Source organism: Prodigiosinella confusarubida (assembly GCF_002847015.1).
Classification (GTDB): domain Bacteria; phylum Pseudomonadota; class Gammaproteobacteria; order Enterobacterales; family Enterobacteriaceae; genus Prodigiosinella; species Prodigiosinella aquatilis.
Map to the genome: position 1 here is coordinate 372,804 of NZ_CP025085.1, position 22,713 is coordinate 395,516.

At 50.3% G+C, this 22,713-nt stretch carries 24 protein-coding genes; 9 read left to right on the forward strand and 15 right to left on the reverse strand.

Annotated elements, in window-relative coordinates; genetic code table 11:
- Nucleotides 1-4: 4 nt before the first annotated feature.
- The 6 genes from CWC46_RS01720 to CWC46_RS01745 form a co-directional block, all read right to left on the reverse strand.
- Nucleotides 5-1,546 (reverse strand): glutathione ABC transporter substrate-binding protein, encoded by a 1,542-nt coding sequence (locus CWC46_RS01720; protein ID WP_021013887.1) that lies wholly within the window; start codon nucleotides 1,544-1,546, stop codon nucleotides 5-7.
- A 71-nt stretch (nucleotides 1,547-1,617) separates the two neighbouring features.
- Nucleotides 1,618-3,495: an ABC transporter ATP-binding protein gene (locus CWC46_RS01725; RefSeq protein WP_021013886.1), complete on the reverse strand. Its 1,878-nt coding sequence runs from the start codon at nucleotides 3,493-3,495 to the stop codon at nucleotides 1,618-1,620.
- Between the two features lie 20 nt (nucleotides 3,496-3,515).
- Nucleotides 3,516-4,481, reverse strand: coding sequence for an N-acetyl-D-Glu racemase DgcA (gene dgcA / locus CWC46_RS01730; protein WP_021013885.1), 966 nt, complete (start codon nucleotides 4,479-4,481; stop codon nucleotides 3,516-3,518).
- A gap of 4 nt (nucleotides 4,482-4,485) precedes the next feature.
- On the reverse strand, nucleotides 4,486-5,493 hold the full coding sequence (dgcN, locus tag CWC46_RS01735; RefSeq protein WP_021013884.1) for an N-acetyltransferase DgcN: 1,008 nt from the start codon (nucleotides 5,491-5,493) through the stop codon (nucleotides 4,486-4,488).
- Nucleotides 5,494-5,794: 301 nt separating this feature from the next.
- Nucleotides 5,795-6,139: a DUF202 domain-containing protein gene (locus tag CWC46_RS01740; protein ID WP_021013883.1), complete on the reverse strand. Its 345-nt coding sequence runs from the start codon at nucleotides 6,137-6,139 to the stop codon at nucleotides 5,795-5,797.
- 10 nt (nucleotides 6,140-6,149) lie between these two features.
- Entirely contained in the window at nucleotides 6,150-6,536 is a 387-nt protein-coding gene (locus CWC46_RS01745; protein ID WP_051391476.1) for a YidH family protein, read from the reverse strand.
- 187 nt (nucleotides 6,537-6,723) lie between these two features.
- Here CWC46_RS01745 and rph point away from each other — a divergent pair, with 187 nt between their 5' ends.
- Together rph and pyrE are read left to right on the forward strand one after the other, a co-directional pair.
- The gene (rph, locus tag CWC46_RS01750; RefSeq protein WP_021013881.1) at nucleotides 6,724-7,437 is read left to right on the forward strand and encodes a ribonuclease PH; all 714 of its coding nucleotides are present in this window, start codon (nucleotides 6,724-6,726) and stop codon (nucleotides 7,435-7,437) included.
- A gap of 241 nt (nucleotides 7,438-7,678) precedes the next feature.
- On the forward strand, nucleotides 7,679-8,320 hold the full coding sequence (gene pyrE, locus CWC46_RS01755) for an orotate phosphoribosyltransferase (protein ID WP_021013880.1): 642 nt from the start codon (nucleotides 7,679-7,681) through the stop codon (nucleotides 8,318-8,320).
- An 87-nt stretch (nucleotides 8,321-8,407) separates the two neighbouring features.
- On the opposite strand, the gene slmA is transcribed toward pyrE, so the two are convergent.
- The 4 genes from slmA to CWC46_RS01775 form a co-directional block, all read right to left on the reverse strand.
- Nucleotides 8,408-9,004 carry a nucleoid occlusion factor SlmA gene (gene slmA, locus CWC46_RS01760; RefSeq protein WP_021013879.1) on the reverse strand — a complete coding sequence of 199 codons (597 nt, stop codon included), beginning with the start codon at nucleotides 9,002-9,004 and terminating at the stop codon, nucleotides 8,408-8,410.
- Between the two features lie 109 nt (nucleotides 9,005-9,113).
- Nucleotides 9,114-9,572: a dUTP diphosphatase gene (dut, locus tag CWC46_RS01765; protein ID WP_021013878.1), complete on the reverse strand. Its 459-nt coding sequence runs from the start codon at nucleotides 9,570-9,572 to the stop codon at nucleotides 9,114-9,116.
- Entirely contained in the window at nucleotides 9,541-10,782 is a 1,242-nt protein-coding gene (gene coaBC, locus CWC46_RS01770) for a bifunctional phosphopantothenoylcysteine decarboxylase/phosphopantothenate--cysteine ligase CoaBC (RefSeq protein ID WP_021013877.1), read from the reverse strand. Before coaBC ends, dut begins: the two co-directional genes overlap by 32 nt.
- Before the next feature lie 136 nt (nucleotides 10,783-10,918).
- Entirely contained in the window at nucleotides 10,919-11,407 is a 489-nt protein-coding gene (locus tag CWC46_RS01775) for a ferritin-like domain-containing protein (RefSeq protein WP_237160201.1), read from the reverse strand.
- 197 nt (nucleotides 11,408-11,604) lie between these two features.
- Between CWC46_RS01775 and radC the strand changes: the two genes are divergently transcribed.
- The 4 genes from radC to mutM all read left to right on the forward strand — a co-directional run bounded on the left by radC (nucleotide 11,605) and on the right by mutM (nucleotide 13,811).
- On the forward strand, nucleotides 11,605-12,270 hold the full coding sequence (gene radC / locus CWC46_RS01780) for a RadC family protein (protein WP_021013875.1): 666 nt from the start codon (nucleotides 11,605-11,607) through the stop codon (nucleotides 12,268-12,270).
- 239 nt (nucleotides 12,271-12,509) lie between these two features.
- A complete protein-coding gene (gene rpmB, locus CWC46_RS01785; RefSeq protein ID WP_021013874.1) occupies nucleotides 12,510-12,746 on the forward strand; it encodes a 50S ribosomal protein L28 in 237 nt (78 codons plus the stop codon).
- Between the two features lie 11 nt (nucleotides 12,747-12,757).
- Entirely contained in the window at nucleotides 12,758-12,925 is a 168-nt protein-coding gene (gene rpmG, locus CWC46_RS01790) for a 50S ribosomal protein L33 (RefSeq protein ID WP_021013873.1), read from the forward strand.
- 76 nt (nucleotides 12,926-13,001) lie between these two features.
- Nucleotides 13,002-13,811, forward strand: a complete 810-nt coding sequence (gene mutM / locus CWC46_RS01795) for a bifunctional DNA-formamidopyrimidine glycosylase/DNA-(apurinic or apyrimidinic site) lyase (RefSeq protein ID WP_021013872.1) — start codon at nucleotides 13,002-13,004, stop codon at nucleotides 13,809-13,811.
- Between the two features lie 49 nt (nucleotides 13,812-13,860).
- Here the strand turns inward: mutM and coaD are convergent, their stop codons facing one another.
- From coaD to waaA, 3 genes are read right to left on the reverse strand one after another with little or no spacing between them, the layout of a single operon-like run.
- A complete protein-coding gene (coaD, locus tag CWC46_RS01800) occupies nucleotides 13,861-14,340 on the reverse strand; it encodes a pantetheine-phosphate adenylyltransferase (RefSeq protein ID WP_021013871.1) in 480 nt (159 codons plus the stop codon).
- Entirely contained in the window at nucleotides 14,330-15,106 is a 777-nt protein-coding gene (locus tag CWC46_RS01805) for a glycosyltransferase family 2 protein (RefSeq protein WP_021013870.1), read from the reverse strand. Before CWC46_RS01805 ends, coaD begins: the two co-directional genes overlap by 11 nt.
- Nucleotides 15,106-16,383 carry a lipid IV(A) 3-deoxy-D-manno-octulosonic acid transferase gene (waaA, locus tag CWC46_RS01810; protein WP_021013869.1) on the reverse strand — a complete coding sequence of 426 codons (1,278 nt, stop codon included), beginning with the start codon at nucleotides 16,381-16,383 and terminating at the stop codon, nucleotides 15,106-15,108. The genes CWC46_RS01805 and waaA overlap by 1 nt, the downstream gene beginning before the upstream one ends.
- Before the next feature lie 536 nt (nucleotides 16,384-16,919).
- Here waaA and CWC46_RS01815 point away from each other — a divergent pair.
- The 3 genes from CWC46_RS01815 to CWC46_RS01825 all read left to right on the forward strand — a co-directional run bounded on the left by CWC46_RS01815 (nucleotide 16,920) and on the right by CWC46_RS01825 (nucleotide 20,358).
- Nucleotides 16,920-18,050: a glycosyltransferase family 4 protein gene (locus CWC46_RS01815; protein ID WP_021013868.1), complete on the forward strand. Its 1,131-nt coding sequence runs from the start codon at nucleotides 16,920-16,922 to the stop codon at nucleotides 18,048-18,050.
- The gene (locus CWC46_RS01820) at nucleotides 18,047-19,153 is read left to right on the forward strand and encodes a glycosyltransferase family 9 protein (protein ID WP_021013867.1); all 1,107 of its coding nucleotides are present in this window, start codon (nucleotides 18,047-18,049) and stop codon (nucleotides 19,151-19,153) included. Before CWC46_RS01815 ends, CWC46_RS01820 begins: the two co-directional genes overlap by 4 nt.
- Before the next feature lie 110 nt (nucleotides 19,154-19,263).
- Nucleotides 19,264-20,358 (forward strand): O-antigen ligase family protein, encoded by a 1,095-nt coding sequence (locus tag CWC46_RS01825; RefSeq protein ID WP_237160202.1) that lies wholly within the window; start codon nucleotides 19,264-19,266, stop codon nucleotides 20,356-20,358.
- A 148-nt stretch (nucleotides 20,359-20,506) separates the two neighbouring features.
- Here the strand turns inward: CWC46_RS01825 and CWC46_RS01830 are convergent, their stop codons facing one another.
- Both CWC46_RS01830 and rfaQ read right to left on the reverse strand, forming a co-directional pair.
- Nucleotides 20,507-21,628, reverse strand: coding sequence for a glycosyltransferase family 4 protein (locus tag CWC46_RS01830; protein WP_021013865.1), 1,122 nt, complete (start codon nucleotides 21,626-21,628; stop codon nucleotides 20,507-20,509).
- A complete protein-coding gene (gene rfaQ, locus CWC46_RS01835) occupies nucleotides 21,625-22,710 on the reverse strand; it encodes a putative lipopolysaccharide heptosyltransferase III (RefSeq protein WP_021013864.1) in 1,086 nt (361 codons plus the stop codon). The genes CWC46_RS01830 and rfaQ overlap by 4 nt, the downstream gene beginning before the upstream one ends.
- Between the last annotated feature and the right edge of the window lie 3 nt (nucleotides 22,711-22,713).

The following is a 22,713-nucleotide window of genomic DNA, read 5'->3' on the forward strand; positions in this document are numbered from 1 at the left end:
GTGATTACTTGAACTCAGCCTGATCGAAGACCAGCGAACCATCTGCCAGCATGTAAACGCCAGACAGGTTTTTCACTTTACCCACCAGATTGTCCGGTACACCCAGGAATACCATAGGGGCATCTTTCCAGATCAACTTCTGAGCATCGGCGTACGCTGCGGCACGTTTGCTATTATCAGCGGTAGCCAGTCCGGCCATGATGTCTTTATCCACTGCCGGATTGCTGTAGTAAGACACATTGTAGGCTTTCGGCACCCAGGACTCGGTGGCAAACAGCGGACGCAACGCCCAGTCAGCATCACCGGTAGAAGGCGACCAGCCACCGTAATACATATCGAACGCCGCATCCTTCGGATCCTTCACGCCCCACAGTTTCTCGTTACGGGAGCCAGAATCCATCGGCGTAACCGTTACCTTGATCCCTACCTGCGCCAGTTGCTGTTTGAAGAACTGTGCGCTACGCACATAGTCGGTACGGTTAGTGGTCCACAGGTTCAGTTCCAGTCCCTTGGCATAACCCGCTTCTTTCAGCAATTCTTTCGCTTTGGCCGGGTTATAGGTGTAGTTGGGAGTATGCTGGCTGCTGAAGAACTGGACTCGCGGAGCCATCACCGAAGACGCTGGCAACCCCATACCGGCAAAACCGACCTTCAACCAGATGTTACGGTTGATAGCGTAGTTTAATGCCTGGCGTACACGGATATCTTTCAGCGGAGTGTGTTGGGTATTAAGCGCCAGATAGTACAGATAGATGCTGGGATCGCGTTGAATCGCCAGTTTACTGTCATCACGTACGGCGCTAACCAGATCAGACGGCAGCGGGTAGATCGCATCCGACTGGCCGGATTTCAATGATGCCACACGGGTAGAGTCTTCCGGGCTGGGATAGAAGGTCACGCTGTCTACTTTCGGCCAGCCTTTCTGCCAGTAGTGATTGTACTTCACCAGCTTCACGTCTTTGCCCTGTTGCCACTCTTCAAACTTGAACGGCCCGGTTCCTACCGGATGCACGCGCAGTTGAGCTTCATCCGGATATTGCTTCAGTGACGCCGGGCTATGCATAACGGCGGACGGATGTGCCAACGTGTTGATAAACGCACCGAATGACTGATTGAGATCGATTTTCACCTCGGTAGGAGAAAGTACCGTCACACTTTTAATCATCTTGAACAGGCTGTTGCGCTTCAGACCTTTGGTCTGATCAGCCAGGCGATCCAGGTTGACTTTCACCGCCTCGGCGTTAAACGGCGTGCCGTCCTGAAAGGTCACATCTTTACGCAGCGTAATGGTGAACTCGGTAGCATCAGCGTTACCGGTATAGCTCGTTGCCAGGCACGGTATCAGTTTCATCTGGCTATCAAACTGGAACAGCCGCTCGAAAATACCACTTTGCACGGAGTAACTCAGGGTATCGGACGTATCATGTGGGTCGAGTCCGGTGATATCAGCGTACATGGAAATACGAAGATCTTGCGCCTGGGATGCGGCCACCAGACACAATGACAGCCCGAGGGCGACGGCGGATCGGCTAAATAGTAGCTTCATGGTGTCTCTCCTGTAATGTTATGATGTTGTGCTGTAATATGTTGTTTTATTTATATAATAACTTGCTTACTTCAACTTACGGTCTCGCTTTCGCTCACCCAGTGGTGCGGGGCGACCTGCCGATAGCGAGTTTTCTCCACCACTTCGCCAATCTTACGCAGCGGTGAGGGAATTTCACTGTCATCCAACTGACGCTCATAACGCCGGGTAGGATCCGCCACTGGCACGGAAGCCAGCAGGCGACGGGTATATGAATGCTGTGGGTTGTTGAATACCGACTGGCGCGGCCCGATTTCCACAATCTGTCCGAGGTACATCACCGCCACCCGGTTGGCGATGCGTTCAACTACTGCCATGTCATGGGAGATAAAAATCCATGACACGCCGGTTTTCTGTTGCAGCTCCATCATCAGATTGACTACCTGGGCTTGAATGGAAACATCCAATGCCGAGACGGCCTCATCAGCGATGATTATCTGTGGTTGTAGCGCCATAGCGCGGGCAATGGCGATGCGCTGACGCTGACCGCCGGAGAATTCATGTGGGTAGCGACGAGCATGTTCCGGTTGCAGACCGACACTTTTCAGCAACGCCTGTACTTGAGGCGTGGCTTCCTCCAGTGATTTCACCAACCCGTGCAACAATAAGGGTTCAGCAATGGTGAAACCCACCGTCAGACGCGGGTTAAGCGAGGCATACGGGTCCTGAAATACCATCTGCATTTTGCGACGCAACGGCTGGAACGCCCGGTCTTTTATGTCGGCAATTTCCTTCCCCTGGAACAACAAACTTTCGCTCTCGCTGTCTACCAACCGCAGCAATGCCCGACCAGTGGTGGATTTGCCACAGCCACTTTCGCCGACAATCGCCAACGTTTCCCCCGGCCAGACGGTAAAATCGATCTGTTCCACCGCGTGCACCCGATGGGTGACCGTGGACAGGATGCCAGTGCTTACCGGGTAGTAAACTTTCAGTCCGTGGACATCCAGTAGCGGTGGGGTGTCATACTGTGCGGTGATATGATCCTGCTCCGGTTCCGGGTTCTCTTGGCCCAGCAGCGGAAAGCGTCGTGGCCACGCATTGTCTTGCATATCCCCCAGGCGAGGCACCGCAGCCAGCAGCGCCTGAGTATAGGCATGCTGTGGGCGCTTAAAAATGGCTTCCACACTTCCCTGCTCGACCACTTCCCCCTGATACATCACCACCACCCGGTCGGCAATTTCTGCCACCACGCCCATATCGTGGGTGATAAACAGCACAGACATGTCGCCCTGCTGTTGTAGATCGCGCAGGATTTGCAGAATACGGGCCTGTACGGTGACATCCAATGCCGTGGTGGGTTCGTCGGCAATCAATAACTGCGGATCGCAAACCAGCGCCTGCGCAATCATCACCCGCTGACGCATACCACCGGAAAGTGAGTGCGGATAGCTGTCCATCACCCGGTCAACATCCGCAATGCGGACTTTGTGCAGCAACTCGCGGGCTTTTTTATCCGCACTGGCGGCATCACATATCTGGTGGTCGAGTAGCGCTTCGGTGATCTGATCGCCCACTTTCAGCACCGGATTGAGCGAGGTCATCGGCTCCTGAAAAATCATCGACATTTCCCGTCCGCGCAACTGGCGACGAGATTCACTACTCAGATTCAGCAGTGCATGCCGCTGGTTGTCGCGGGCGGTAAAGTGAATATCGCCATGCTCAATCTTGGCAGACTCAGCCAGCAGTCCCATCACTGTCAGGGAGGTGACAGATTTGCCCGAGCCGCTTTCACCCACTACCGCGACCACTTCACCTTTGTTAACGGTAAAAGAGACATCTTTTAATGCCAGGTGCTTACCGGAACGGCCACTGAAGCTGACGCTCAGGTTTTTGATTTCCAGCACCGGGCGAGGTGCATTCCCGGATGCTGTGGCGGCTACCGGTTCAGTTTGCGTGATATCCGTCATCGTCACTCCGGTTGTGTTGCTCATAGCCAGATACGGCCAAGGTTATAGGTTAGGTATGGCGAACTGTCGGCCGCCAGCCAGATAGGGCCATCCAGATCCACGTGTTCAGCGCAAATAGCCACGGGTAACGCCGCTTCCATCGCCAGCGATGAACCCAACATGCAGCCCATCATCAAACGCAGACCATGCTGTTTGGCTTCTTCCACCATAGCCAGCGCTTCCGTCAGACCACCGCACTTATCCAGCTTGATGTTGATCATGTCATAGCGGCCACGCAGCCCGGCAATATCGCCCCGGTGATGGCAGCTTTCATCGGCGCATACGGGGATGGCGTGAGCGAAATCCGCCAGTGCGGCATCGTTACCGGCAGGCAGGGGTTGTTCCACCATCGCCACATGGTAAGCCGCCAGCGATTTCAGTAATGAATCGAGATCCAGACCGCTCCAGGCCTCATTGGCATCGACAATCAGCGTGACATTGGGCGCCACCTGCCGAATCGCCGCCACTTTTTCGAGAATCAGATCACGATCAAGTTTGATTTTCAGCAGCAGCGCACCGCGGGATACCGCATCCTGCGCCATACTCGCCATGTTTGATAGCGTATCGAGACTTAAGGTTTCGGCCGTGATCACTGATTGCGGTGGCTGAATGTTCAGGTATTGCCACAGTGTCTGTTTGCTCAGTGCCGCATTCAGTCGCCACAAAGCGCAGTCCAGTGCATTACGTGCCGAGCCTGGCGGTAACAGGCGTTGCAGGTCATCGATCGTGATACCGTTCTCTACCGCCTGGCGTACTGCTTGCAGCTGCTGGCTGACGCTCTCGGCGGTTTCCTGGTAATGCGCAGTCGGTGTACATTCACCACGTCCGATAAAACCACGTTCTTCCAGCGTAACCCGTATTACCGTCACGGCAGTACGAGTACCACGGGAGATGGAAAAAGGTCGGGCCAGCGGCAGTTCTACCGTTTCAATCTGCATCTGTCGCATCAGCTTATCCTCGGTCTCTCAGCAGTGCGGCGATGTCGTCAATACCAAAACGTATCGGGTCAGTGGCCGGGACACCAAACTGCTGGCTGAGTTGGTCACAGTAATCACGCGCATCCTGCTCATTGTGGCCGGACGTATTGATGGCAAAACCAGCCAGTTGGACGTCAGGGTTAGTTACCCGGGCGGCCCGCAGGTTGGCTTCTACGCAATCATCCAGACTGACCATCGGCTGATGCGGCAAATGACGCATATGAGGACGGCCCATTTCATGGCACATCACCAGCCAGTGCGGCTGCGCACCGTGAATCAGACCAGTGCTGACACCCGCATAAGACGGATGAAACAACGAACCCTGTCCTTCGACGATATCCCAGTGATCATCGTCGTTGGCTGGAGACAAAGCTTCGGCGGCACCGGCAATAAAATCGGCGATCACCGCATCAATGGCGATACCGTCACCCGCGACCAGAACACCCGTCTGACCGGTAGCGCGGAAATCCACCTTCATGCCTAACGCACGCATGGCCGCTTCCAGTGCCAGTGAGGTATACATTTTGCCGACGGAGCAATCTGTACCGACCGTCAGTACGCGTTTACCGCTGCGTTTTTTACCGCTACCCACGGTAAGCTCCGGCCGCATGTGGCGAATATCAAACAACTGTACCTGATGCTGATCAGCCAATTCCTGCAAACCCGGTACGTCAGTCAGGCGCTGATGCAGACCATTGGCGACATTCATACCGGCAGTGATAGCTTCACATACAGTGGCGATCCAGTGTTGTGGAAGAAATCCGCCAGCATTAGCCGTACCCAGGACCAGTGTTTTGGCACCGTGGGCGACAGCGGCCTGAATATTCAGATCGTCCAACCCTAGTGACACAGTGCTGCCCGGCAAACGCAATTGCCCGACACACTGTTCAGGGCGCCAGGAATAAATGCCACGTGCCGTTTTTACCGCTAGCGGATCAGTCACGTCACCAAGGAAAAGCAGGTAAGGTTGAGGAATCAGCATAATGTCTTATCCGTGATCAAATGAGATTGATAAGACTATTCCACGATGCATCTATACTGACGAATACTTGTTTATGAGTGGGGTATAACCTTAGGCTATACCGTGGAAACAACTTAACTCATTGTTAAATAATAATTTAGTGGGATTAAATAACACCAAATAAATGATGGTAATGCCATAACCATAGGTTAATGTTATAGCTGTAGAATCGGATTAAAACAGCGATCAAACCAATATACCCACTAGTTTGAAAGATGGCGGGTTTACGCAGCCCTGATGACTGACATCAATAAAAACCGTATTAAGCCATGGTGATAAGGTGGATGATATTTAGCAATGCCACTAGCAGCGCGGTAGCCACAATAGCTAACGTAAAAAAACGCGCCATGTGAATGGTCAGCCCGGAGCAAGGATGGTTGGTATGCAGGATAAAACGCAATCGCAGTGCGGACCAGATGTACATGACAAGAGTAACCAGTAGCAGCAGTATACCGGCGACCAGCATGACCATCTGATTTTTCATTGATCCGGCTTTCAGCAGCAATACGCTATTCACCAGCATCAGGAATGCGGTGCGGGACCATGCCAACCCAGTACGTTCAGGCTGTAGACCCGGATCCCGGTGTGAAGTCAGGTTGTTCACCATTCACCTTGCCTTAAATCAGTAAAATGACCAGTGCCAACATCACCGAAATACCGATAATGCAGCTGGCGATAATGATCAACATCCGGGTATAGGGCAGACTTTTTCCGGTACGCATCGCCAATTCATTGGAAACCCAGCGACGATAGGCCATAAATGCCAGCAGTGCCGAGACAAACGAAAGGAAAATAGCCGCACCTTCCCGTACCATTAACGGTGCCAGATTAAGCGCAAACTGGTCGATAGCCACTGCGCCAGCCAGAAATGCCATCGCAGTACGGATCCATGCCAGAAAGGTACGTTCATTCGCCAGGGAAAAGCGATAATCCGGTGTACTGCCCTGCTGTTGCCAGGGGATTTTCTTGGGCAATATTCTGGTAGTCTGCGGGGAATCACTCATGGTGTTATCGGCAAGCCTGATAGTAGACGATGCGGGCATTCTACACATCATGAACGCGGCGCTCCACAACCGACAGCAATACCCTATGTAACATGGTTGCATAAATTTTCATCTGTCTTGCCGGTAGGCACAGCGCAATGAAGGCCGTATAATGCGCGCCAGTCAATAAACCAGCCGGAGATGAGCCATGCGCCCTGCAGGCCGAAGTGCACAACAAATACGTCCCCTCAAATTAACCCGCAATTACACAAAACATGCCGAAGGTTCGGTGTTGGTGGAATTTGGCGATACCAAAGTCCTGTGTAATGCGACGGTAGAGGAAGGCGTCCCGCGCTTCCTGAAAGGACAGGGACAAGGCTGGGTGACCGCCGAATATGGCATGTTGCCACGCGCAACCCACAGCCGTAATGCCCGTGAAGCGGCAAAAGGCAAACAAGGTGGCCGCACTCTGGAAATCCAGCGTCTGATCGCCCGTTCTCTGCGTGCGGCTATTGATCTCAAACTTCTGGGCGAGTACACCATCACGCTGGATTGTGACGTCCTGCAAGCCGACGGCGGTACCCGCACGGCATCCATTACTGGTGCCTGTGTCGCCTTGGCTGATGCCCTCAATGGTCTGGTTGCCAGCGGTCGGCTTAAGAAAAACCCGCTGAAAGGCATGGTCGCCGCCGTATCGGTGGGGATTGTTAACGGCGAAGCGGTGTGCGATCTGGAATACGTGGAAGATTCAGTCGCTGAAACCGATATGAATGTGGTGATGACAGAAGATGGTCGCATGATTGAAGTACAGGGTACGGCAGAAGGTGAGCCTTTCAGCCACGAGGAGCTGTTGTCATTGCTGGCGCTAGCGCGAGGCGGGATTGAAACCATCGTCAAGGCGCAGAAAGCGGCATTAGCCTAATCATGTTCTTAAAGCGACCTCGACGGTCGCTTGAGTTTGATGACAAAGTCTATATAGCGGCGTAATGAGAAGATCGTAAAGACGCTACAAGTACCTCCCTGTAAGCTCAAGCCGCGCCATCCCTGGCGCGGATGCTTTACTCTTCTTTCTCATTATCACCGTTCTGACGCTATACGTAGGTTTGTCGACGGTCGCTTTTTTATGGCCCTATAATTTTGAACCATCACAAGGAGATGCATTCATGAAAACCTATCAACGCCAGTTTATTGAGTTTGCGCTCAACAAACAGGTATTAAAATTCGGCGAATTTACCCTGAAGTCAGGGCGTACCAGCCCCTATTTCTTTAATGCTGGACTATTCAATACCGGTCGTGATCTGGCATTACTGGGCCGTTTTTATGCTGCTGCGCTGATGGATTCCGGCATTGAGTTCGATGTGCTGTTCGGGCCGGCATACAAAGGTATTCCTATTGCCACCACCACAGCCGTGGCACTGGCTGAACATCATGACCGGGATTTGCCTTACTGCTTTAACCGCAAGGAAGCCAAAGAACACGGCGAAGGGGGCAATTTGGTCGGCAGTCCGTTAGCCGGTCGCATCATGTTGGTAGATGACGTGATTACTGCTGGCACCGCCATTCGTGAATCCATGGAGATCATCGCTGCACAGGGCGCTACATTGGCAGGGGTATTAATTGCGCTGGACCGTCAGGAACGTGGCCGCGGTGACATTTCCGCTATTCAGGAAGTGGAACGCGACTATCACTGCAAAGTGATTTCCATCATTACCCTGAAGGAATTAATTGCCTATCTAACGGAAAAACCGGAAATGGCCGACCATCTAACCGCTGTGCAAGCGTATCGTGATCAATACGGCGTATAGCAAAACGAAAGCACATAAGCGATAGTCATCAACGGCGCGATAATCATTGACGACAAGCGCCCGATTCAAACCATTCCAGACATAAAGCTAACACATCTGAGTGGCCAGCAATGGCCAGCGAAGGTCGAATTCCTGAGTGGGAAGGTAGCGAAATTCAGAACGGGTATAACGAGAAAGCATACCTTCACAGAAGGCCAGCAACTGACTGGCCAACAGAGTTTCGTCATGTTTGAAAGCCTGTCCACCACGCAACTTATGCTCACGCAAGACCTGTTTTATCTGTGATTCGATACGATCAAACAGCTGGTTAATCCGCCCTTGCAAGCGATCTTGTTCAAACATCAGCGCATGACCAGTAAGAATGCGGGTCAATCCCGGATTTTTTTCTGCAAATCCCAAAATAAGCAGCAATATCAAACGCAGACGGTTAAATGTGTCTTTTTCATCCTGCAGAATCAGGTTGATACGGGTAGTCAGACTGTTTTCAATAAATTCAATCAGGCTGTCAAACATCCGTGTTTTGCTGGGAAAATGCCGGTACAGTGCCGCTTCAGAAACCCCTACATTAGCAGCCAACTTCGCAGTGGTAATACGCTGACTCCCATCACTGGATTCCAGCATTTGCGCCAACACCTGCAAAATTTCCTCGCGACGATTCCCTTTCTTATTTTCTTTCTCTGCCATGTATGAAAGACCCTTGATAAAAAAGTTAACTGACAAACATCAAGTAACACCACAGTCGCGAAATACGCTGTGGCTTATATTTTTTGAGAGGTAGAGCGCTAACTACACGTCAGTTTCGGCCAGAATGACCAAAACCACCGTCGCCTCGTTCACTGCTGACAAAATCATTAACCAAGTTAAACTCAGCCTGAACTACCGGTACAAACACCAGTTGTGCAATACGTTCGCCTGGTTCAATGGTGAACAACTGCTTACCACGGTTCCAGACTGATACCATCAGTTGACCCTGATAATCGGAATCTATCAGGCCCACCAGATTACCCAATACCACACCGTGCTTATGGCCCAGCCCGGAACGCGGTAGAACAACCGCCGCCAGCGTCGGATCACCGATATGAATAGCCAAACCGGTTGGCACCAGCGTTGTCTCGCCCGCGCCCAGTTCGATAGCGTTGTCCAGACAGGCGCGCAAATCCAGGCCCGCAGACCCTGGCGTCGCATAAGTAGGCAATGGGAACTGTTGCCCAATACGTGAGTCAAGAATTTTTACGTCGATTTTTTTCATCATAACGGCTGACAATCTCGTCAATTAGCTGTTGACCCAACAGGCGCTTATTGCACTGCGGCAATAGCTTGTCCCCACCGAGCCAGAAAAGATGTAACGCATTGGTTTCCGTATTAAAACCATGACCGGAAAGAGAAACATCGTTTGCACAGATGAGGTCCAGATTCTTACGGACCAGCTTCTGCCGCGCGTATTCTTCCACATTACAGGTTTCAGCAGCAAACCCGACAACATAAGGACGATTTTTATTCATCGCGGCAACATCAGCAATAATATCTGGATTCTTTATCAGGGTAACAGTCATTTCATCACCCTGTTTTTTGATTTTTTCATCCGCCACGGTTTTAGCCCGGTAATCGGCGACCGCCGCGCAACCGATGACAATATGCTGCTGAGGTGCGGCCATCATTACAGCCTGATGCATTTCCAACGCACCGATGACATCAATCCGCCGGACATTGCCGGGGGTTGGTATAGCTACCGGCCCCGCGATCAGCGTAACGTTGGCACCCCGTGCCGCTGCCGCCTGAGCAATGGCAAAACCCATTTTCCCGGAACTGTGGTTGCTGATGAAACGTACCGGGTCAAGCGCTTCACGCGTTGGTCCCGCCGTGATCATAATATTGAGGTGTTGCAGATCGTTGACACAAGAAAAAAACTGCTGCGCCCGCGCCACAATATCCAGCGTGTCGATCATCCTGCCTGGACCGACATCACCACACGCCTGGCTTCCACTGTCAGGTCCCCACTGTTGGACACCGCGTTCTGCCAACTTGCATAGGTTCTCCTGCGTTGGCACAGCACGGTACATCTGTTGATTCATCGCCGGAACCACAACTATCGGTGCTGATGTCGCCAGACACGCGGTGGTTAATAAATCATTAGCCATACCCGCAGCAAGACGTGCAATCAGATCTGCAGAAGCTGGCGCCAGAATCACCAAATCTGCCCATTTTCCCAGCTCGATATGACCCATTGCGGCTTCCGCCCCAGGATCCAGTAAATTATCAGCAACCGGATGACCGGATACAGCTTGCAGGGTTAGCGGTGTAATAAAAGCTTTGGCCGCCGGCGTCATTACCACCCGCACTTCAGCCCCGTTATCACGTAAACGCCGTACCAAATCCGGGCATTTGTAGGCAGCAATTCCCCCACTGATACCCAATACGATATGTTTGCCGGAAAGTCCATGCAGACGGGAAGAATCTGTCATCGTTATATCCGCTTGTCAGCCGAAAGAAGCCGTATTTTACCATAAGCATTCCGGGATCTGACCGTTGTACTGGATTTTCCCATTATGAGTTTATGTTTGATCTGGTGCGAGGCCATATTTACCCCGCACCAATGGATTACCGGCAACGTTCAAAGGCTGGTAAATGGTTATTGTGGGAGGCATCACGCAATTTCTGAAAAACGGCGACGATGTTCTGGTGGGAAGCGACGGCAGGAATTAACGATTTATCATAGAGATCCCGATTAGCACTCTCTGCATCAACCCCCATTTGACAGGCTTCCCGCAACGTAGCCGGTACCGTGTTTTTCAGGCTGGCATCCCCAAGCAGCGTATTGGGCGGGATCGGAAGATCATAGGCTTGCATGAGATTTTTCAGCATACGCTCATGATTGCGCTCCGCCTTGATAATGTTTCTGAAAGGCGTTACCTGACCAAATTTATCGATAACCGCCGCATAAAAGGCTTCAGCGTGATATTCATCGTGCAACGCCGAGAGCAATGCGTCCTGCGCCGGCTTGTCGAGCACGGGTCGTGCCTGAAGTGTTCCGACAGGTAAAGCAGCAGCAAATAACAACATACCGATACAGCAGACTCTTTTCATCATCGCTTTCTCCTGTTGTCAGATCTGAGCCATCATCACCCTAAACACCCGAAGGAGGATGATCTCCATCAAAGCTTAGCCAGCTTTGACATAATCGTAATACAAAACTGCGGGAGGCTTCGCAGCATTGTGATCACGACATCGCCCGGGGCCATCGGGAATGGGATGATAGCGGCGCAATACAGCCAAGGAGAGTGGCAATGGAATGGGATAAAGGAAATGCGCCGCGTGAAAAGCTGGTTAGCTTGGGTGCCGGTGCATTAAGTGATGCTGAGCTGCTGGCGATATTCCTGCGTACCGGCCGACCCGGAATGAACGTGATGCAATTGTCGGAAGGTCTGCTGGTGCAATTTGGCTCGCTGTATCATCTGATGACGGCAGATCGGGAAAGTTTCTGTTCCGTCCGGGGCGTCGGCATTTCAAAATATACTCAGTTGCAGGCAGTGGCTGAGTTGGCTCGGCGGCTATTTTCCTCACACCTGGCCAGGGAAGATGCCATGCTCAGTTCAGAAGTTACACTGCAATATTTGCAATTGCTGCTGGCGCATCAGGAACGGGAAATTTTTCTGGTCATGTTTTTAGACAATCAGCATCGTGTTATTCGCCATCAGGAAATGTTTGCTGGTACTATTAACACCGTAGAGGTGCATCCGAGGGAAATTGTGCGCGAAGCGCTGAAGTCCAACGCTGCCGCGCTGATACTGGCGCATAACCATCCTTCGGGAAAAGCCGAGCCTAGTCAGGCTGACCGCGCGATTACCGAACAGATCATCAAAGCGTGTTTGTTATTGGAGATTCGCGTGCTTGATCATCTGATCATTGGCCGTGGAGAATATATCTCTTTTGCCGAGCGCGGGTGGATTTGAAAGATATTTCCACGATCCGGGGGGATCTTTAGCTGTTCGGGACTTGAGCGCTTACGCTTCAAAGCGTATACTACGCCACCTTTGAGAATCTTGGGTGTGGCGTCAAGAGCCTATGTCAGCAGGTTTACCTGATGACAGAGTCTTTTCAGTGAAGTTTGCTGAGATGGGCTCTAAAGCCTGACGAGGCGGCCAACACCCTCTACGAAGCTCGAGCTGATTTGATTTTTGGAGATATAGACATGTCCCGAGTCTGCCAAGTTACTGGCAAGCGTCCGGTGAGCGGTAATAACCGTTCCCACGCACTGAATGCGACCAAACGCCGTTTTCTGCCAAACCTGCACTCACACCGTTTTTGGGTTGAAGATGAGAAGCGTTTTGTAACGCTCCGTGTATCTGCTAAAGGTATGCGTGTTATTGACAAGAAGGGCATTGAAGCGGTTTTGGCCGATCTTCGTGCCCGTGGTGAAAAGTATTAAGGAACTGAATCATGGCTAAAGGTGTTCGCGAGAAGATCAAGCTGGTTTCTTCTGCTGGTACTGGTCACTACTATACCACTACGAAGAACAAGCGTACCAAGCCGGAAAAACTGGAACTGAAGAAGTTTGATCCGGTTATCCGTCAGCACGTTCTCTACAAAGAAGCTAAAATCAAGTAATTTTAGTGGATTACCAAAAACCCGGCTTCGGCCGGGTTTTTTTATATCCATAGCCGGAACTCTTCACGGGGGAAACATGCCTGAATTGCCAGAGGTTGAAACCAGTCGTCGGGGAATTTCCCCCTATCTTGTCGGTCATACCATTCTCTATGCGGAAGTACGTAATACCCGCCTGCGCTGGCCTGTTTCCCCGGAAATTCTGTCGCTGAGTGATAAACAGGTACTAAGTGTACAGCGCCGTGCCAAATATCTGCTGATTGAACTCGACAGTGGCTGGATGATTGTGCATCTCGGTATGTCCGGCAGCCTGCGAGTCTTACCAGAATATACCGAGCCTGGTAAGCACGACCATGTCGACCTGGTTATGGATAGCGGTAAGGTATTGCGCTATACAGACCCTCGACGTTTTGGCGCCTGGCTGTGGAGCAATGACCCGGAAAACAGTTCAGTGCTGGCACATCTGGGGCCCGAGCCATTAAGCGACGATTTTTCCGGCGATTACCTGCTTACAAAATCCCGCGGGAAGAAAACGCCCGTCAAACTATGGATTATGGATAATAAACAGGTAGTAGGTGTGGGTAATATCTACGCCAGTGAATCCCTGTTCAGCGCGGGTATTTTACCTGACAGACCGGTAGGCTCACTGACAGAAAATGAAGCCCATTTGCTGGTAACGATGATCAAGAATGTATTGCAGCGATCCATTGAGCAAGGTGGCACTACGCTGCGAGACTTTCTTCAATCGGATGGTAAGCCGGGCTATTTTGCTCAGGAATTGCAAGTTTACGGCCGCGCCGGAGAGCCTTGCCGACATTGTGGTACGCCGATAGAAACCACCCGACAAGGACAACGCAGCACCTTCTTCTGTCGTCGTTGTCAGCAATAACACAGTTGGCCGTTATCCCGTGACAGTCTGGAATATGGCTGTGGCACGTTTAAGCCAGCTTCTCACGCAGGGCGTTGTTGATTATATCTGGCAGGAAATGGGAAACATCACCACCGTGCCTGGCGACCTCTTTCACCAAAGAGGAAGAAATAAACGACCACTGTTCTGATGGCATCAGAAAAACGCTTTCCAGGGTTGGCATCAGGTGGGTATTCATCTTGGCCAACTGTAGCTCATATTCAAAATCCGATACCGCCCTCAGACCTCTCACCAAAATGGTAGCTTGTTGCTGTTGTGCGAAGTGCGCCATCAATTCACTGAAACCGATGACCTCGACATTAGGTAAATGCTGTGTCACCGCCTGCGCCAGTACCACACGTTCATCCAGCGTAAACAGCGTATTTTTACTCGGACTGGCGGCGATCGCCAAAATCAGGCGGTCAAACATACGTGACGCTCGTGTCAGTAAATCCAGATGACCGTTAGTAAACGGGTCAAACGTTCCGGGATAAATCGCTTTAATCGTCATGATGTTTGTTATGCTGGTTATTCATAGCCCATAAACCAGTATATTTGTTAAACGTGTACTGCGCATTGATTATTGCCAGCAACAATCCCCGCTTGCCATCGAGAAACCCGGCGCGCAGCAACCAGGTTTTCACAAAAGCGCTCAACGTATGGGTAAAAATAGCCATATAACTGCAACGTTTCCCTTGCTGAAAGCGTTCTTTAGCCCAGCTTTCCGCATAACTAAGCTGTTTTTTCTGGAAGACAAAAAAGTCGCGGCACGTCAGATGCTCCAGATCCCCCTGCAGCGATGTCACCTGGGCTGAACCATAGTCTAGGGATTCATGTACTGTATTATCGTTATAGCGGTAATGGCTGGGATAGAGCCGAATAACCTCATCGGGATACCAGCCACTGTGACGCATGAAACGTCCCAGAAACAGGTTACGCCGGGCACAACGATAAACCGTTTTATCGTCAGCGGTGGCAAGTACCTTTTCAATCGACTGACGTAAATCCGGCGTGACCCGCTCGTCGGTATCAATCATGAGAATATAGTCGCCACTGGCGTAATTCTGAGCATCCTGACGTTGTTTGCCAAATCCCAGCCACGTATCGTGCTGATAAACATTGGCCCCGTACTGGCGGGCAATCTCAATGGTATTGTCGGTGCTGCCTGAATCCAGTACCACAATTTCATCAGCCCATGCTACAGAAGAAAGGCAGTCCGCCAACAAGTCTGCGGCATTGTGGCTGATCAGGACGACAGACAGACGTTTATTGCTCATTATTGGCTCCGCTGAGGCAGGTAAGGCTCAAGAAGCGTAAGGAGACATCGCAACGCCCCCTGATTTTTGTGCAATACATCCGCGGCATGATGGCCGTAATACATCCGATAATCATCATCCGACAGCAGATTGGTGACTTGTTCTATCAGTGAAGCCGTGTCCTTTACCGTAATCAGCCCATCGGACTGCTGTAAACGAGCGCAAATGTCCTTGAAGTTAAAAATATGTGGCCCCATCAGTACAGGAATAGCATGTGCTGCCGGCTCCAGTGGATTATGCCCACCTCGCTCAACCAGACTCCCACCGACAAACGCGACATCGGCAATACCGTAAAGCAACATCAGCTCTCCCATAGAATCACCAATAACGACATGGGTTGTCGCTGGAGGAATAGCGCCGGTACTACGCAAGGTGTATTCCAGCCCGGCTTTTTTCACGATACTTTTCGCATCATCAAAACGCTCAGGGTGGCGAGGGACCAAGATCAGCAACAGTCCAGGGAAGGTTTTCAGTAATTCACAATGAGCCTCAATGATGATTTTTTCTTCGCCTTCATGAGTGCTGGCTGCGATCCATACCGGGCGTTGGGAAGCCCACTGACGGCGTAAGGTAGCGGCTCTGGCTGCCAGTTCTGGTGTGACGGAAATATCAAATTTCAAGCTACCAGTGACATTCATCTGAGATCGTTTCAGACCCAGGTCTATGAAACGTGCGCCATCTTCTGCATTCTGCACGGCAATTAACGTGATACGTCGCAGCAGCACTCGCATGAATTTACCCAGTTTTTTATAACCAGCCGCTGAACGCGCGGATAAACGGGCATTAGCAATGATCAGAGGAATTTTCCGCTGGTGCAGCGCCGTAATCATATTTGGCCACAGCTCGGTTTCCATCACGATAACCAGTCGGGGTTGTACATGTTTGATAAAACGCGCCATGGCGCCAGGCAGATCATAGGGAAGATAAACGTGGTAAACATCTTTACCAAACGCCGACATCGCGCGTTCGGAACCGGTGGGCGTCATGGTGGTTACGGTAATGGGCAAATCAGGATAACGGTAACGTAGTGCGCGCACCAATGGTACCGCAGCCAGGGTTTCCCCCACTGAAACAGAGTGCAGCAGTATACCCGCCGGTTCTACCTTATCTTTGTAGAAACCGTAACGCTCACCCCAGCGTTTACGGTAGGCAGGAATTTTGCGGCCCCGGAGCCAAAGACGTACCCAGATCAACGGCTGGATAAGGTAAAGAAGAAATGTATACAGCGATTGTAACATAATCATCTATATTTATAGTTTGAGATAGCGAATTCTATATATTTACAGCGGCTAAATCTATCATTTTAAACTGTGCTTAAGGTAATAGCGGATTTTACTAAGAAAACAAGTAATTGAAAGCATGGACGATTCAGAATAATAAACATAATTCAGCATGACTGTGGTATGAAGGCATGCCTTTTTACCCCCTAAAAAAGGGTCACATCGATTTCTGAATAAAAGGAAAATATAATCTTCATATTAAAGTTAATAACATTTTAAATCTATTTAAACCAACTCAACATATTAATTACAGACTGATTGTTATTTCATGCGATACAACAGTATTTTCTTATTTCAGCCAGTAAGGCTAGACAGTTCAGATTGCCAGTTATCACGAAAAAATAGGCAAACCATCAATAAACAACTTTCATATTCATTGAATCCGAAATGTCGTTGAAAAGGTGATTTGACAACACTTTGTACAGGATTATTCGATACTGTTCATGTATTATGTGCGCCTTACGATTAAGATTAATCAGATTAAGGTATAAAAGATGTTAGAAACATCTTTAAATATATTACATACCGAGTCCTCATGTGGATGGGGTGGTCAGGAAATCCGTATTCTCACCGAGTCGCAGGGAATGATGAAACGTGGCCATCAAGTCACCATTCTTTGCTGTGTTCATTCCAATATTTACCGCGAAGCACAGAGCCGGGGAATCCCGGTTGTCGGGCTACCGATTGAAAAAAAACGCCTTGTGGCGTTGTTTGCCATACGTCATTGGTTAAAGCGGCACGGTAGTGAATTCGACATCATTAACACCCATAGTTCCACCGATGCCTGGTTGGTGGCGGTAGCGAGCCTGACATTGGGGATGAAGCAGACACCCCCAATGGTAAGAACGCGGCATGTTTCCACCGATATCAATAACTCATTTACTACGCGCTGGCTCTATCTGCGGGCGACCCGTCATATTGTGACGACCGGGGAGCGTTTACGCCAACAGTTGCACACTGATAATCACTATCCACTGGATCATATGACGTCGGTTCCCACCGGTATCGACCTTGCCTACTATCGCCCGACCGACAAACGCGCCGCCTGTCAGACTATCGGGGTACCAAACCAACCTACACTGGGCATTCTGGCTACCATGCGTTCATGGAAAGGACACGCTTACCTGTTGGAAGCATGGGAAAAATTGTCTCAGGACTATCCACAGTGGCAGTTATTGATGGTCGGTGATGGTCCCCAACGTGCGGCACTGGAACAGCAGGTAGCACAGATGGGTATGACCGGACGCATTGTTTTTCTCGGTAATCGTGATGATGTGCCTGATTGTCTAAATTGCATGGATTTATTCGTTTTACCCTCTTATGGCAATGAAGGCGTTCCGCAAAGCATCATGCAGGCCATGGCGTGTGGCCTGCCAGTTGTTTCCACCACGGTAGGTGCAATAGATGAAGCGGTGGTCAATGGAGAAACCGGTTTTCTGATCGAGCCCAAAAACGTTGAGCAACTCTATGAAAAACTGGCGCTCCTGATGGGAGATGATGCGTTGCGCACTCGGTTTAGTGAGGCAGCATTGCAACGTGCTGGCTCTTGTTTTGGTGCAGATATCATGCTTGACAGGATGATGACCATTTTTCACGCCAACCTGAAATCACGTAAACACCAATGAGTAAGTTTTCTGCTCGGTTACGTATTTTCCCTCGAGGACTGCTGCAACTGCTTAAAAAGCCGTGGCGCCGCCCGCCGACACACGTCAGAAGCATTCTAGTTGCTCATAATTTATTGTTGGGCGATACCGTGATGCTGACGCCGCTGCTAAGTAAGCTGCGGCAGAACTATCCCGATGCGCGAATTGTTTTACTGTGTAAACTGCCGTTCATGGAGGTCTATCAGTTGAACCCCTATCGGATTGAGGTTCAAGTTTACGATCCTGCATTGGCAGACTCTGTGAGCAAAATTATACAAAGCGGCCCTTATGATCTGGCGATTATCCCAGGGGACAACCGTTACAGTTGGCTGGCTCTGGCGGCGGGAAGCCGCTGGATTGTTGCCCACTCTCCGGCCAAGCGTAACGCAAAATCCTGGCCGGTAAACGAGGCGCACCCGTATCCGATAACACCGATGGCATGGAGTGATGCCGTAGCCGGACTGACAGAGGGTGTCATGCCCATCCCGTCGTCCTGGCCAATACCTGAGACCGATTTTCCAATACCAACAATCCCTTATGTGGTTTTGCATGTCGGTGCCAGCAACCCTACCCGTTTCTGGCCGCCTGAACGTTGGATGGCATTGGCTGGTTGGCTGGTTGAACAAGGTTATCTTCCGGTGTGGAGCGGTGGTAAAAACGAGCAGCATATTGTCAACACCATCGACCCGGATGATCGCTATACAAATTATGTCGGCCAGCTTTCTCTATCGCAGTTACTGGCATTACTGGCAAACTCGCACGGGTTGATTTGTGCCGATACGGGCGTCGCCCACGTAGCAAAATGGGTAAATACGCCGACACTGACGCTGTATGGCCCCGGTAATCCCATTGCTTTTGGCCCCGGCGTGTTTTGGCAAAGGAACATCATCATTGCCACTGGGTTTAATCCTATTGCCTGCCGTGACCAGAAAACCTTGTTTGCCCGACCGTTACCTTGGTTGGAACGTTGCAACCGAAGTGATAATACCTGCAAGAATTTCCAGGATGGTTATTCTGCATGCATGAAAAATATCAGCCTTAATGATGTTCAAACTGCTTTCATCAATTTGTTGAGAAAAAACTAATGTCCCAGTTATCCTTTCACCCACGAACTAACAGTAATTCAATAATATATTTTTTAATTGCATTCACTATATTCATCAATCCATTACTTGAAGCGCCAAAGAATATTGCCATGGTGCTAACATTACTGGTTGTCATTTATTATGGGATTACTGAGAAAAAGGCCCGTATCTGGTCTGGGTGGGATCTGTTTTTTGCGCTGTATATTATTGCCTATGTGGTTGCGGCTCCTTTTTCGGCCTACCACACTGATCCGACAGCATTAACCGACATTGCACGTTACATGGTTTTCGGCTGGGTTATTTACCGAGCTGATTTTAATGAACGACAAAAATTAGGGTTAGTATCTTGGGCAGTATTTGGGACATTCATCGGACTGATTTACGGTGCCTGGGATCACTACTATCTGGGCAATGGTCAATACTGGACATTAAATTCAGTCGGCCATGTCAACCACGCCGCCATTTATAATGCCATTATTTGTGGGATGGCAATAACGGTATTATTTACCTATTGGTCTAGATTTACCGCGGGTAAACGTACACTCTGGCTGGCAATGCTGGCACTCAGCCTGGTGTACGTGACCTTTGGTGAAAGCCGGGCAACGTTTGGCGCAATTATTGCCGTCGTGCTGGCATTAAGTATCGGGTTTGCCAGGAGAGGAAAACGTTTTCTACTCTTACCAATATTCTTCATTATTGGGTTTGTGGGAATCGCGCTATTAAGTAACGCTCGGGTGATAGTTAAACAGGAAAACAATGCCCATGCAGATAATATTCTGAGCTATCGGGCTACTATCTGGCGTTCAGCAATTAACAGTATTGAACAGCACCCACTATTTGGGGTTGGAAAAGATAATTTTCACTATATTGATATCAAATGGGGCGACAAAACTCCCATATTCAATAATGTTTCTCATGCCCATAATCTCTATATTAATGTCCTTGCTGAAAGCGGTATTTGGGGGTTTTGCTGGGTATTTGGATTATTAGGCGCAATGGGCATAACATTATTACGCTATTTACCCAAAAAGAATGCACCATTGGCAAGCTGGAATTCCTGGGGAATCACGTGCTCAGCATTAGTCATTACACTGGTCGTCGGGCTGGTAAATACGCCATTCCATCATGAAACCGGAAATTTAACGATGTTATGTTTTGCGTTATGGATTAGTCAATATCGTCAGGATAAGCAACGATTTATTTAATAAGCATAAAACTCTGCGGAGTGAACAATGCTTAGCTAAGGAACCATGATATGGAGGAGACGTGGAATGAGGCAGCCCTATGGGGCCTTATCTCCATGTTTCCTCCAATAATCGACTTATGTGAACCGAACTACCCCAGAATGGTTTTTTATATCAACTGCTGATAGAGATTGAGCATATTTTCACTCAGAAAGTCGAGATCATACTTTTCGACTTGCTCTCTGGCACAATTCCCCATCTCGGTAAAATCACCATCGCAGGACTGAATAACCGCCTGCCGGAGTGCCGCATAATCCAGCGCATCACAGACAAATCCATTTTTTCCCGGCTGGATAAACTCTTTGCCACCACACTGCTGAGAGGTTATCACGCCAAGCCCACTGGCCATGGCTTCCAGCACCACATTAGGAAACGGATCGTACAATGTTGGCAGCAGCAACATATCCGCCGCACCATAGTAAGGACGGGTATCTGGTTGCATACCCACGAAATGTACCCGGTCCGCAACCCGTAACTGTCTGGCAAGCTTCTGATAGTGACGACTGTGCTTATCTTTGCCAACCACGATCAGATGTGGTGAATACCGGGAAGGAATATTAATGGCATGAATGGCGCCAGCCAATCCTTTACGCTCAAACCCTGAACCGACAAACAGCATAACGGGCACATGACCCGTAATCCCAAGCTGCTGACGAACGGCACACCGGTAAGTCGCCTTTAATCCTGGTGTAAAGGTCGAGGTATTCACCCCGTTATAAATCAAATGGATTTTTTCAGCCGGGACAGAGAAATAATGGCGAATTTCATCGGCAACCATCTGAGAATTACAGATGACGGCTTTCAGTGCCGGATGCTGGTACATCGCTTGTTCCTGCGCCAGGATGTAACGATGGAAACCAGACCACCACAGAAATTTCCGCTGTACAGGACTAAGTATGCGGGAACGCTGGGTCAGCCAGGATTGATGAACGCCATCCCCTGCACGGTAAATATGGCAACCGGGAATGCGTTCATGGCTTTGTACCAGATCAAACTCGGCAAAATGTTGCTGGGCGGCGTTGGCAAAGGCGCGTTCGCGTTGTATCCGGCCAGTAATCCGCGGATTACAGATGATAATGTTACGATTAGCCTGCTCACTACCTTCCCAACTGCGGGTGATCACGCTGACATCCAGGACGTTATGATTGCTCAGCGCATCCAGTGCTCGGGAAACAAAGCGCTCGGCACCACCGTCAGGACGGTATTTCTGCCGCACAATCGCCAGCTTCATCCTTGCGCCTCCAGCAGTGCGGAATCGATGGCGAGCAATACCTGCTGTACGCCAATTTGCTGTAGACAATCGCTGACCTTACTGCCGCCACAACCGTCTTTCCCGCACGGCCGGCAAGGATGATGGTCGGATACCACTACCCGATTAACGGTCATCCAGGGTGCCCATTCAGTGTCACCGCTGGGGCCAAACAACGCGACAACCGGCGTTTGCATGGCTGACGCGATATGCATCGGCACCGAGTCGACACCCAGCAGCAATTGTGCCTTGCCGATCAGGCTGGCGAGTTGCTTGAGGCTGAGTTGGCCGGAGAGATCCAGCACCGGATAGGTCAGTTGGGACTTGATATCAGCAATCATCGTCATTTCATTATCAGCGGGAGATGCACTGAGTACGATCGTATGTCCTCGTTCACGCAAGGTGTTGATGGTTGCCGCCATCGCACTGCTTTTCCAGCATTTAAACAACCAACGGGAAGTGGGATGCACCACAATGAACGATTGCCCTTGCCACTGCTGCGCCCGGAGCTTTTGTTCCAGTGCCTGGTCGGCTTCGTCGCCAGGTATGAGTTGCAAACGCCGCTCTTCTCCTTCCGGCTGAATCCCCAGTACCCGCAACGTATCAAGATGGGATTCCACTGTATGACGGCGAGCGACACGGGGGACGCGATACTGAAAGGTTTTCTTCCAGAATGACAATTTGTCGCGCCTGGTGTTACAAAATGTGACGCCCAGTGGAATACCCGCCACGCGGGCAATCCAGAAACCACGCATGCTTTCCGTCAGATGAATAATCGCGTCATACCGTTGCTGGCGCAGTGTTTTCAGTAATGCCCATTCTTTGGCTATCTGCTTGAACGGACCTAGTTTCTTCCACTTTTTGTCCACCGTGTACAGGTGATCAATATCTGGATGTAACGCCAGCATTTCTGCGGTTTCGGCAAAAACCAGCGCATCAATCTGGGCATCCGGATAACGCTTGCGCAAAATAGAGAACAGTGGCGATGTCAGCAGCACATCACCATGGTGGCGGAATTTGGTAATAAGGATTCGCTTTAATTCAACCTTATTCGATGACGTCACAAT